Raw genomic sequence first — 12,159 nt, 5'->3', positions numbered from 1 at the left:
ATTAGCAAAAACCGGCCTGTGGGCCGGTTTTTTTATGCCGAATTTAGCCGGCTGCAGATATGAAAAGACCGGGAATTATCCCGGTCTTCGGCATCTGACGCCACACGGGCGGAAAACTATCAGCGACTACGGAAGACAATGCGGCCTTTGCTCAGGTCGTACGGGGTCAGCTCAACAGTCACTTTGTCGCCCGTCAGAATGCGGATGTAGTTTTTACGCATTTTACCGGAAATATGCGCAGTTACCACGTGACCGTTTTCCAGTTCTACGCGGAACATTGTGTTAGGCAACGTGTCAAGTACGGTGCCCTGCATTTCAATATTGTCTTCTTTGGCCATCTAGTCCTCTGGGGTATCACTACCGTAGTTTTGAACCGGCAAGATAATGCCGAAGTTCAGCGAGTAAGTAAAGGTTTACGTTTGTGCACTTTATCTTTCAGGCTGCCTTCGCTCACTCGGTCACATAGTTATTGACGCTGCCAGGCGCTTTGCAGTGCCATCCTGACGCATCCAAAATTGTTAAGGGTATAAATCATGGAAGTAGTTTTGGCGCATTGCCCGAAATGCACACGGATAAGCCGCATGGCAGGCGCAAACGTAAAGGGGAGTGACAGAACGATGGGGGCGTTATCTGACTCTTATTATTCCCAAACGGCGGCGGGGCAACAGGCAGAAGCTACTCTACTGCGCAATTATACCATCACGGTGAAAAATGTGCTGAAAACATTTACACATTGCCGGTAAATAGCACCCTGGGTACCCAAAATCTTTCCGGCAGACGGCGGGTGCGTAATACCGATAGCGCATCGAGATAATCGCGACGAGGGATTTCGATGGCCCCCAGCGACGCCGTGTGATTATTCAGAACCTGGCAATCGATTAATTTCCCACCGTCGCGCATAAATGCCTGGCAGAATATCAGTAGCGCCGTTTTCGAGGCATTTTCCGCGCGGCTGAACATGGACTCACCGCAAAACAGCGCGCCCTGGGCCACCCCGTACATGCCGCCCACCAGTGCATCGCCATGCCACACTTCAATCGAGTGCGCGTGACCGAGTTCATGGAGCTGATGATAGGCCTTGACGATACCGGAGGTAATCCATGTCCCTTCATCACGATTGTCGGCACAGCCTTCAACAACCTCTCCAAAAGCATGGTTCAGCGTGACGCGGTAGGGGGAACGCTGGTGAAAACGCTTCATGCTGCGGCTGAGATGAAACCGTTCGGGCCACAGTACCGCCCGCGGATCGGGGGACCACCATAGAATCGGGTCGCCCGGAGAAAACCAGGGGAAAATCCCGTGCTGATAGGCCATAAGCAGGCGCGAAGGGCTAAGATCGCCGCCGAGCGCCAGCAGGCCATTGGGCTCGCGCAGCGCCCCCTCCGGAGAGGGGAAGGCAATGGATTGACGGGAGAGCTGAACCAGACGCATTTTGACCTCAATACGCACCAGGCAATTGTTCAATATATTCGCTGTGTTCAAGCGGACGGTCCGTGACCTCACCGGGCACAACGGAACCGTTTTTCAGCACGCCAGAAACTCATTGAGTATATACGCAAAACGGCGTGAAATAGCCGGTCTACAGACGCTGTTTAAACTGGTAATAGCGCCCTTGTGCAGCCAGCAGTTCCGCGTGACTACCTTGCTCAATAATCTTGCCGTTGTCCATGACAATTATCTGATTAAAACGCGCCAGTCCGCGCAGACGATGGGTCACCATCAGCACGGTTTTTTCGGCCATCACCTTGGCCAGTAAATCCAGGATCTGGCTTTCGGTGGTCGCATCCAGACCTTCAGTCGGCTCATCAAGCAACATCAACGGCGCATCGTGAAGCAGCGCACGGGCAATGGCCAGCCTGCGCAGTTCGCCGCCGGAAAGCTGACGGCCGCCTTCGCCCAGCCAGGCGTTGAGACCGCTATCCTCCAGCAGTTTATCCAGCCCTACGCGTTCCAGGGCTTTCATCAGACGGCCATCGCTGGCGTTGGGTGCGGCCAGTGACAGGTTATCACGTAGTGTGGCGCTAAACAGATGCACGCGCTGAGGAACAACGCTCATAGCCCGACGGAGCGTAGCTTCATTAAGCTGAGTTAACGGCTGACCGTTGAATAGAATTTCGCCCTGAGCCGGATCCCAGGCGCGGGTGAGAAGCTGTAGCAGCGTGGATTTGCCACAGCCGGTACGCCCCAGAATGGCAATATGTTCACCGGCGGTAACCTGCAACGAGATGTTTTCCAGCGCCGGAGAAGGCTGCTGCGGGTAGCTGAAGGTCACCTGGTTCAACGTCAGTGAAACCTGCCCGAAAGACTGTTCCGCGCCTTGTGTGAAGGACACTTCCGGCTGTTGTTCAGTAATCTGCGTAATTCGGCGAGCGGAAGCAATGACCTGCCCGAGGTGCTGGAATGCGCCGGTTACCGGAGCCAGCGCTTCAAATGCTGCCAGCGCACAAAAGACAAAAAGGGCGATCAGCGCGCCGGGCTGGCTGTTGCCACCCACGCCAGCGGAGGCAAGCCATAGCATAGCAACCACGGCTACCCCACCAATCAGCAGCATCAGCGCCTGAGACAGCGCCGTCAGCTCGGCCTGGCGACGCTGCGCATCCTGCCAGCGCTGCTCGGTTTTCTCCAGCTGCTTGCGGTAGCGGTCGCTGGCGCTGAATAGCAACAGTTCAGCCTGGCCCTGCAACCATGCAGTCAGCTGTTGACGGTACTGACCACGCATATGTGTGATGCTTTCACCTGCGGGCTTTCCGGCGCGATAAAACAGCGGCGGCAGGATCAGCAGGGTCACCAGCATAATACCGCCCAGCGTCAGTGCCAGGGTCACATCGAGAATACTTAAACCTGCGGTCACCACCAGGATAACAACCAGTGCGCCAACCAGCGGAGAGATTACCCGCAGGTAGAGATGGTCCAGAGTGTCGACGTCGGCGACTACCCGGTTGAGGAGTTCACCCTGACGAAAGCGAGCCAGCCCGGCAGGGGAGAGCGGCAACAGTTTACTGAAGGTGAATACGCGCAGATGCTGCAATACGCGGAAAGTGGCGTCATGACTGACGAGACGTTCGAAATAGCGGCCGGCGGTGCGGATAATTGCCGCGCCGCGGACGCCGGCAGCCGGCAGCATATAGTTAAAACTGTAAATACCGGCAACGCCAACGACGGCGGAAGCAGATAAGAACCAACCCGACAGCGTCAGCAAACCAATACTGGCAAGCAGGGTAACAATAGCCAGAACCACGCCGAGCGTCAGCAGCCAGATGTGCCGCTTGTACAACGCCAGATAAGGCAATAATGCGCGCATTTAAATCTCCTCCTGACGATGAGCTAACAGAGTGGCAAAAGGACCGTTGGCGGCAGAGAGCTGTGAGAATGTTCCCTGCTCGACGATCTGCCCATCTTGCATTACCCAGATAGCATCCCAGTCGGCAATACCTTCTAACTGATGGGTGACCATAAGCGTCGTCTGTTGCGAAGACGCATTAAAGAGCGCCTGCATAACCCGCTGTTCGCTATGCGCATCAAGGCTGGCGGCAGGTTCATCCAGCAGCAGCAGTCTGCAGGGAACCAGCAGCGCTCGCGCCACGGCAATTCGCTGCGCCTGCCCGACGGACAGACGGCCAGACTGATCGCCTACCGGCGTGTTAATTCCTTGCGGCAGCTGGGAGACAAATTCGCTCACCCAGGCCTTGTCCAGGGCCAGCTGGAGCTGAGCTTCGCTGGCTTCCGGCCAGGCCAGCAGAACGTTCTCACGCAGCGTGGCGGCGGGCAGCTGCGGGTTCTGTCCAACCCAACTTAGCAGGCGATGCCAACGGCTGACATCAAGATCCCGCAGTTCAATACCGTTGACCATCAACGAGCCGTCATAGGGGAGAAAACCGGTCAATGTATTCAGCAGCGAGCTTTTACCTGAGCCGCTTTGCCCCACCAGCACCACGCGCTTACCCGCCGGGAGCGTAAAATTCAGTGGCCCAGCGAGAACCTTGCCTTCTGGCGATTTCACAATCAAATCGCGCGCTTCGAGATGAATCAGTTCGTTATCGCTGAGGATCTTCTCCCCGCGTTTTTCCTGTGCCAGCGGTTTTTCCATAAATGTTTTCAGGCTATCCGCGGCGCCGATAGCCTGGGCTTTAGCATGGTAAAACGTGCCTAAATCACGTAACGGCTGGAAAAACTCCGGCGCAAGGATCAGAGTCAAAAAACCCGACATCAGGGTGACGCCTACGCCGTAGTGGCCAAAATTGAGCTCCCCCAGATAAGAGAAGCCAAAGTAGACCGCCACCAGAGCAATGGAGAGGGAGGTGAAAAACTCCAGTACGCCGGAAGAGAGGAAGGCGAGACGTAACACGTCCATCGTCCGCTGACGGAAATCCTGAGAAGCGTCACGAATAGTGTCCGTTTCCGCTTCGCCACGATGAAAAAGACGCAGCGTTTCCATACCGCGCAGGCGGTCGAGGAAATGGCCGCTGAGACGGGCAAGGGCCAGAAAGTTACGGCGGTTAGCATCTGCTGCGCCCATACCAACCAATGCCATAAACAGGGGGATCAGGGGAGCTGTACCCAGAAGGATCAGCGCGGCCGCCCAGTTTATCGGGAAAATAGTGATAACAATCAGTAACGGAACGCTGGCGGCGAGTGTCATCTGCGGCAGATAACGCGCGTAGTAATCGTGCATATCGTCAATTTGTTCAAGCACGAGCGTTGCCCAGCTTCCCGCGGGTTTGCCCTGAATCCATGCGGGACCCGCCTGCTGGAGGCGGTCAAGGACCTTGCGGCGAATTTCATAGCGAATATTCTGCCCGGCATAGAACCCCACCCGTTCGCGCAGCCATACCACCCAGGCCCGGAGAACAAAAATCAGCACCAGCACGATAAACGGCAATACCAGCGCCGTCGCCGGAATATTTTCCATAATCATGCGATGAAGGATCCGGGCCAGCAGCCAGGCCTGACCAACAATCAGCAGGCCGCTAATGACGCCCAGCGTGCGGGAAATCATCAACCAGCGACGGGAGAGAATGCTTTGATCTTTTAACCAGCGTGTTAACTCTTTTTGACGGGTTTTATTCATTGCGCACTTAGCAGGTGTTGTTATGGGGTTTTTAGGCACGGCAATGTTACAACGAGGAAAAAATAAAGGCGACTTTTCGTCGCCTTCTTTACCTTTGTTACTGACTTGTAAAGATTATTTGCAAGCGTCGGCTAAACCATCAAGATAACGCTCAGCGTCCAGCGCCGCCATGCAGCCGGTACCGGCAGAGGTGATAGCCTGACGATAGATGTGGTCCATCACGTCGCCCGCGGCGAACACGCCCGGAATGCTGGTCTGGGTGGCGTTGCCATGGATCCCGGACTGAACTTTGATATAACCGTTTTCCAGCGCCAGCTGACCTTCGAAGATGGCGGTGTTCGGGCTGTGGCCTATTGCAACGAACAGGCCAGCAACCTCCAGCGACTCGATATTGTCTGCATTCTGCGTATCACGCAGACGCAGGCCGCTGACGCCCATCTGATCGCCGGTCACTTCTTCCAGCGTGCGATGGGTGTGCAGCACGATGTTGCCGTTGGCAACTTTATCCATCAGGCGGTTGATAAGAATTTTTTCGGCGCGGAAGGCGTCGCGACGGTGAATCAGGTGGACTTCGGATGCGATGTTAGAGAGATACAGAGCTTCTTCTACCGCGGTATTGCCGCCGCCGATGACCGCCACTTTCTGATTACGATAGAAGAACCCATCGCAGGTTGCACAGGCGGAAACACCGCGGCCTTTGAAGGCTTCTTCCGACGGCAGCCCCAGATAGCGTGCTGAAGCGCCGGTGGCGATAATCAGCGCGTCACAGGTGTATTCGCCGCTGTCGCCAACCAGACGGAAAGGACGATTTTGCAGGTCGACGCTATTGATGTGGTCGAAAATAATTTCGGTATCAAATTTCGTTGCATGCTCGTGCATCCGCTCCATCAGCAGTGGCCCGGTCAGATCGTTGGGATCGCCCGGCCAGTTTTCCACTTCCGTGGTGGTGGTCAGCTGACCCCCTTTTTCCATACCGGTAATCAGCACCGGCTGCAGGTTTGCGCGCGCTGCGTAGACTGCAGCGGTGTATCCCGCAGGTCCAGAACCAAGAATAAGCAGTTTACTGTGTTTGGTCGTGCCCATGAGATCCCCATAATTTATTGGCATACATTGGGCTGGATTGTAGGGAATTTGTTGTCGTAAAAAAAGAGCGCAGCAGTTTTGTTAACGATATGTGCAATAGAGGTAGCCAATGAACTGGTGATTTTACGCGCGAAGAATATAACTAATTCTACTGTCAGCGGGACAATTATAAGAGGAAAACATGAGAATCACCGGGGGTGGATAATGAATATCTGGCATCTTGTACTAAAAATCGATGTTTTGCTTTGACAATCCCCTGTGCTTTTGCGAAAACATTCATGGAAGAAAAAAAGCAGTGTTTCGCGTGCGGCGAATTTTCATGCACGCAAATGCCATTTTTATCCGGGTCAGCGAAATCTACGCATGGTGTGGACAGACGCCATGCGTGATGTCGGTGGCTGCCGTAAGGCAACGGGCTTCTCACGTACCCCTGGGTTACTCAATGTCGTATACGAGTAAGAACAGGATGGACTCGGGCAGTGAAGGCCCTGAGTCGGAACAGGAGTAGGGAAGGAATACAGAGAGACAATAATAATGGTAGATAGCAAGAAGCGCCCTGGCAAAGATCTCGACCGCATCGATCGTAATATTTTGAATGAGCTGCAAAAAGACGGGCGTATTTCAAACGTCGAGCTTTCTAAACGGGTGGGACTTTCCCCGACGCCTTGCCTTGAGCGCGTGCGTCGACTGGAAAGACAAGGTTTTATTCAGGGCTACACGGCGCTGCTTAACCCGCATTATCTGGATGCATCACTTCTGGTATTTGTTGAGATTACTCTGAATCGTGGCGCGCCGGATGTGTTTGAGCAATTTAACGCCGCTGTGCAAAAACTTGAAGAAATTCAAGAGTGTCATCTGGTATCCGGTGATTTCGACTATCTGTTGAAAACCCGCGTGCCGGACATGTCAGCGTATCGTAAATTACTGGGCGAGACCCTGCTGCGTCTGCCGGGCGTGAACGACACCCGTACCTACGTGGTAATGGAAGAAGTCAAGCAGAGTAATCGTCTGGTAATTAAGACGCGCTAACACGGAACAGGTGCAAAATCGATGTAGTTTGATTACACTCCTGTTAATCCATACAGCAACAGTGCCGGGGTGACCCGGCACTGTTGTCCGTTTTAGCAGCAGGCAGGAAACAGCCTGATACCTGGAGAGCCTTTTTTGAGCCAGGAATACACCGAAGACAAAGAAGTCAAACTGACCAAGTTAAGCAGCGGGCGCCGACTCCTTGAGGCGTTACTCATCCTTTGCTCCCTGTTTGCCATCTGGCTGATGGCGGCATTACTTAGCTTTAATCCCTCGGATCCTAGCTGGTCGCAAACGGCCTGGCACGAGCCTATTCACAACATAGGCGGTATACCGGGAGCCTGGCTTGCCGATACGCTATTTTTCATTTTTGGCGTAATGGCTTACACCATCCCTGTGATTATCATCGGCGGTTGCTGGTTCGCCTGGCGTAATCAGACCAACGACGAGTACATCGATTACTTTGCCGTTTCGCTACGTTTAATCGGTGCGCTGGCGCTGATTCTGACCTCCTGCGGCCTGGCCGCCATCAATGCCGACGATATCTGGTATTTCGCCTCTGGCGGGGTGATCGGCAGTTTGCTGAGTACGACGTTGCAACCGCTGCTGCACAGCAGCGGCGGAACGATTGCGCTGCTGTGCATCTGGGCCGCGGGCTTAACATTGTTTACCGGTTGGTCATGGGTGAGCATTGCCGAAAAACTCGGCGGCGCGATTCTGTCTGTCCTCACGTTCGCCAGCAACCGCACCCGTCGGGATGATACCTGGGTAGATGAAGATGAGTACGAGGATGATGAAGGCGACTATGACGACTCTGCGAAGCCGCAGGAGTCTCGTCGCGCGCGCATTCTACGCAGCGCATTAGCGCGTCGTCAGCGTCTGGCGGAGAAATTCTCCAATCCGATGGGGCGTAAAACCGACGCGGCGCTGTTCTCCGGCAAACGAATGGACGACGCCGAAGAAGATGTTCAGTTCAGTGCAAACGGCGCGCCCGTTGCGGCGGACGATGTACTCTTTTCCGGATCCAGCGCGGCACGCCAAGGCGATGCCGACGATGTGCTGTTCTCTGGCGCCAGTGCGACGCGTCCGGGTGATTTCGACCCTTACGATCCGCTGTTGAACGGTCATAGCATTGCCGATCCACTGGGTTCGGCCGCAGCGGCAACCGCGGCGCCACAGGCGTGGGCCGAACCGGTAGTCGAACACGTACAGCAGCCGGTCTATCAGCCGGAGCCGTCTTACCCGCAGCATCAGGCGTATCAACCTGAGCAGGCGCCGGTACAGCAGCCGGTCTATCAGCCGGAGCCGTCTTACCCGCAGCATCAGGCGTATCAGCCAGAGCTGGCGCCGGTACAGCAGCCGGTCTATCAGCCGGAGCCGTCTTACCCGCAGCATCAGGCGTATCAGCCAGAGCTGGCGCCGGTACAGCAGCCGGTTTATCAGCCGGAGCCGTCTTACCCGCAGCATCAGGCGTATCAGCCTGAGCAGGCGCCGGTACAGCAGCCGGTTTATCAGCCGGAGCCGTCTTACCCGCAGCATCAGGCGTATCAGCCAGAGCAGGTGCCGGTACAGCAGCCGGTTTATCAGCCGGAGCCGTCTTACCCGCAGCATCAGGCGTATCAGCCAGAGCAGGCGCCGGTACAGCAGCCGGTTTATCAGCCGGAGCCGTCTTACCCGCAGCATCAGGCGTATCAACCAGAGCAGGCGCCGGTACAGCAGCCGGTCTATCAGCCGGATCCACCTGTCGTGGCATCCGAGCCGCCGCAGGAAGATGTGAAGCCGCAGCGTCCGCCGATGTATTATTTTGAAGAGGTCGAAGAGAAGCGAGCGCGTGAGCGCGAGCAACTGGCGGCCTGGTATCAACCGATCCCGGAGCCTGCAAGCCCGGTTGCAACACGGCCTGTCACGCCACCGCCGTCTCCTGTGGTCGAGGCGGCTGCGGTGACGACGCTTGCCGCCGGTGTACACCAGGCGACAGGGGCTGGAGCAGCGGCGGCGACCGCGGCTTCTGCGATGTCATCCGCTGCGCCGCTGTTCAGCCCGGCGTCTGGTGGGCCGCGCGTACAGGTAAAAGAGGGGATTGGTCCAAAACTGCCGCGGCCTAATCATGTCCGCGTCCCTACGCGCCGTGAGCTGGCATCGTATGGCATTAAGCTACCGTCCCAACGTATGGCTGAGGAACGTGCGCGCAAAGCGGAACTCGATCAGAACTATGATGATGAGCCGTTAACAGACGAAGAAGTGGATGCGCTGGAGCAGGATGAACTGGCGCGCCAGTTTGCGGCAACCCAGCAGCAGCGCTACAGTGAAGTCTACGAGCAGGATGAAGAAGAGGATGACTCTGCGGCCGAAGCCGAACTGGCCCGTCAGTTTGCGGCCTCTCAGCAGCAACGCTATAGCAGCGAGCAGCCGCAGGGGGCAACGCCATTCTCACCTGCTGATTACGATTTCTCGCCGATGAAAGCGCTGGTCGATGACGGCCCGAGTGAACCGCTGTTCACGCCAATGCCGGAAACGCAGCCGCCTGTGCAGCAGTACCAGCAGCCGGTTCAGCCCCAGGTACATCAACCAGTACATCAACCGGTACATCAACCGGCCCAGCACCCGCAGGTGCAGCCTCAGCATGCTGCCCAGAACTATCAGCCGCAGACGGCTTCTCAGGTTCCAGTGCCGCAGCAGCCAGCACCTCAGCCGCAGGATAGCCTTATTCACCCGCTGCTGATGCGTAACGGCAACAGTCAGCCGATGCAACGACCCACTACGCCGTTGCCGTCGCTGGATTTGCTTACCCCGCCGCCGGCCGAGATCGAACCGGTTGATACTTTTGCGCTGGAGCAGATGGCGCGCCTGGTCGAAGCTCGCCTCGCCGACTTCCGCATTAAAGCCGACGTGGTGAACTACTCCCCGGGCCCTGTGATTACGCGCTTCGAGCTGAATCTGGCGCCGGGTGTGAAGGCGGCACGTATTTCAAACCTTTCGCGTGATCTGGCGCGTTCTCTGTCCACCGTTGCGGTGCGTGTTGTGGAAGTGATCCCCGGCAAGCCGTACGTGGGTCTGGAACTGCCGAATAAAAAGCGTCAGACCGTCTACTTGCGAGAGGTGCTGGACTGCGCGAAATTCCGCGATAACCCATCGCCGCTGACCGTGGTGCTGGGGAAAGATATCGCGGGCGATCCGGTGGTAGCCGATCTGGCGAAAATGCCGCACCTGCTGGTGGCGGGTACGACCGGTTCGGGTAAATCGGTTGGCGTGAATGCCATGATCCTCAGCATGCTCTATAAAGCGCAGCCGGAAGATGTGCGCTTCATAATGATCGACCCGAAAATGCTTGAGCTGTCAGTCTATGAAGGGATCCCGCATCTGCTGACCGAAGTCGTCACCGATATGAAGGATGCCGCCAATGCGCTGCGCTGGAGCGTGAACGAAATGGAGCGTCGCTATAAGCTGATGTCGGCGTTGGGCGTGCGTAACCTTGCAGGTTATAACGAGAAAATCGCCGAAGCGGCGCGCATGGGTCGCCCGATTCCAGATCCGTACTGGAAGCCGGGTGATAGTATGGACGCCATCCATCCGGTGCTTGAAAAACTGCCGTATATTGTCGTCCTGGTGGATGAATTTGCCGACCTGATGATGACCGTTGGTAAGAAGGTCGAAGAGCTGATCGCGCGTCTGGCACAGAAAGCGCGTGCCGCAGGTATTCACCTGGTGCTGGCAACGCAGCGCCCGTCGGTTGATGTGATTACCGGCCTGATTAAAGCTAACATCCCGACGCGTATTGCGTTCACTGTATCAAGTAAAATTGACTCGCGAACCATTCTCGACCAGAGCGGTGCTGAATCGCTGTTGGGCATGGGGGATATGCTTTATTCCGGGCCAAATTCAACCATGCCGGTGCGTGTGCACGGTGCGTTTGTCCGCGACCAGGAAGTCCACGCAGTGGTTCAGGACTGGAAAGCGCGCGGGCGTCCGCAGTATGTCGATGGCATCACTTCAGATAGCGAAAGTGAAGGCGGCAGCGGTAGCTTTGACGGTGCAGAGGAACTGGATCCGCTGTTCGATCAGGCGGTTAACTTCGTGACCGAAAAGCGTAAAGCGTCTATTTCCGGCGTCCAGCGTCAGTTCCGCATCGGTTATAACCGTGCCGCACGTATTATTGAACAGATGGAAGCGCAGGGTATCGTCAGTGAGCAGGGCCATAATGGCAACCGCGAAGTACTGGCACCGCCCCCCTTTGAGTAAGTGCAAAGTTGGGTAAATAAGCGCAAAATCAGCTTATTCTGCTGTCCCGCCGCGTCAGGCGGTCCTAAATTAGGGGCAGAAGAGGCTCCCGCGTCGGGAGTGACGCACATTAAGGAATAACAATGAAAAAACTCGCAATCACCTGTGCATTACTGTCTGGATTTGTCGTGAGCCAGGTTTGGGCGGATGCCGCCAGCGATTTGAAAAGCCGCCTCGATAAGGTGAGCAGCTTCCACGCCAGTTTCACGCAAAAAGTAACCGATGGCAGCGGGAATGCCGTGCAGGACGGGCAGGGTGACCTGTGGGTCAAACGTCCGAACCTCTTTAACTGGCATATGACCCAGCCGGATGAGAGCATCCTGGTATCAGACGGGAAAACCCTGTGGTTCTACAACCCGTTTGTTGAACAGGCGACAGTGACCTGGCTTAAAGATGCCACCAGCAACACGCCGTTTATGCTGATTGCCCGTAACCAGTCTAACGACTGGCAGCAGTACAATATTAAGCAAAATGGCGATGATTTTGTCCTGACGCCGAAAAGCGGCGGCGGTAATCTGAAGCAATTCACCATTAATGTTGGCCGCGACGGGACTATTCATCAATTCAGTGCGGTTGAGCAGGATGACCAGCGCAGCAGCTACCAGCTGAAGTCGCAGCAAAATGGTGCGATCGATGCATCTAAGTTCACCTTTACGCCGCCGAAAGGGGTGACGGTGGACGATCAACGTAAATAGAGGCGA

8 protein-coding genes are annotated in these 12,159 nt (G+C 56.0%); 3 read left to right on the top strand and 5 right to left on the bottom strand.

Annotated features, from left to right (window positions below):
- Positions 1-119: 119 nt before the first annotated feature.
- From infA to trxB, 5 genes are all read right to left on the bottom strand, one after another.
- Complete coding sequence (gene infA, locus ACMYSK_RS10650) at positions 120-338, bottom strand: translation initiation factor IF-1 (RefSeq protein ID WP_002211347.1); 219 nt, start codon at positions 336-338, stop codon at positions 120-122.
- Between the two features lie 388 nt (positions 339-726).
- Positions 727-1,431, bottom strand: a complete 705-nt coding sequence (gene aat / locus ACMYSK_RS10645) for a leucyl/phenylalanyl-tRNA--protein transferase (protein ID WP_434644029.1) — start codon at positions 1,429-1,431, stop codon at positions 727-729.
- Positions 1,432-1,579: 148 nt separating this feature from the next.
- Positions 1,580-3,301, bottom strand: a complete 1,722-nt coding sequence (gene cydC / locus ACMYSK_RS10640; RefSeq protein ID WP_434642812.1) for a heme ABC transporter ATP-binding protein/permease CydC — start codon at positions 3,299-3,301, stop codon at positions 1,580-1,582.
- A complete protein-coding gene (cydD, locus tag ACMYSK_RS10635; protein ID WP_434642809.1) occupies positions 3,302-5,068 on the bottom strand; it encodes a heme ABC transporter permease/ATP-binding protein CydD in 1,767 nt (588 codons plus the stop codon). It abuts the gene before it with no gap.
- 114 nt (positions 5,069-5,182) lie between these two features.
- A complete protein-coding gene (gene trxB / locus ACMYSK_RS10630) occupies positions 5,183-6,151 on the bottom strand; it encodes a thioredoxin-disulfide reductase (protein WP_434642806.1) in 969 nt (322 codons plus the stop codon).
- A 534-nt stretch (positions 6,152-6,685) separates the two neighbouring features.
- On the opposite strand from trxB, the gene lrp reads away from it, so the two are divergent.
- The 3 genes from lrp to lolA all read left to right on the top strand — a co-directional run bounded on the left by lrp (position 6,686) and on the right by lolA (position 12,153).
- Complete coding sequence (lrp, locus tag ACMYSK_RS10625) at positions 6,686-7,180, top strand: leucine-responsive transcriptional regulator Lrp (protein WP_000228469.1); 495 nt, start codon at positions 6,686-6,688, stop codon at positions 7,178-7,180.
- Positions 7,181-7,315: 135 nt separating this feature from the next.
- On the top strand, positions 7,316-11,419 hold the full coding sequence (gene ftsK / locus ACMYSK_RS10620) for a DNA translocase FtsK (protein WP_434642803.1): 4,104 nt from the start codon (positions 7,316-7,318) through the stop codon (positions 11,417-11,419).
- A 122-nt stretch (positions 11,420-11,541) separates the two neighbouring features.
- The gene (lolA, locus tag ACMYSK_RS10615) at positions 11,542-12,153 is read left to right on the top strand and encodes an outer membrane lipoprotein chaperone LolA (RefSeq protein WP_434642800.1); all 612 of its coding nucleotides are present in this window, start codon (positions 11,542-11,544) and stop codon (positions 12,151-12,153) included.
- Positions 12,154-12,159 lie beyond the last annotated feature (6 nt).

The sequence above is a fragment of the Klebsiella sp. I138 genome, from assembly GCF_051131765.1.
Taxonomy (GTDB): domain Bacteria; phylum Pseudomonadota; class Gammaproteobacteria; order Enterobacterales; family Enterobacteriaceae; genus Klebsiella.
The sequence above is the reverse complement of the archived record's forward strand: the minus strand, read 5'-3'. Positions and strand labels throughout refer to the sequence as shown.

What these genes read in the sequence shown, in the direction of transcription:
- cydC (WP_434642812.1), bottom strand. Translation starts at nt 3,301, where the DNA reads ATGCGCGCATTATTGCCTTATCTGGCGTTGTACAAGCGGCACATCTGG.
- aat (WP_434644029.1), bottom strand. Translation starts at nt 1,431, where the DNA reads ATGCGTCTGGTTCAGCTCTCCCGTCAATCCATTGCCTTCCCCTCTCCG.
- lolA (WP_434642800.1), top strand. Translation starts at nt 11,542, where the DNA reads ATGAAAAAACTCGCAATCACCTGTGCATTACTGTCTGGATTTGTCGTG.
- lrp (WP_000228469.1), top strand. Translation starts at nt 6,686, where the DNA reads ATGGTAGATAGCAAGAAGCGCCCTGGCAAAGATCTCGACCGCATCGAT.
- cydD (WP_434642809.1), bottom strand. Translation starts at nt 5,068, where the DNA reads ATGAATAAAACCCGTCAAAAAGAGTTAACACGCTGGTTAAAAGATCAA.
- trxB (WP_434642806.1), bottom strand. Translation starts at nt 6,151, where the DNA reads ATGGGCACGACCAAACACAGTAAACTGCTTATTCTTGGTTCTGGACCT.
- infA (WP_002211347.1), bottom strand. Translation starts at nt 338, where the DNA reads ATGGCCAAAGAAGACAATATTGAAATGCAGGGCACCGTACTTGACACG.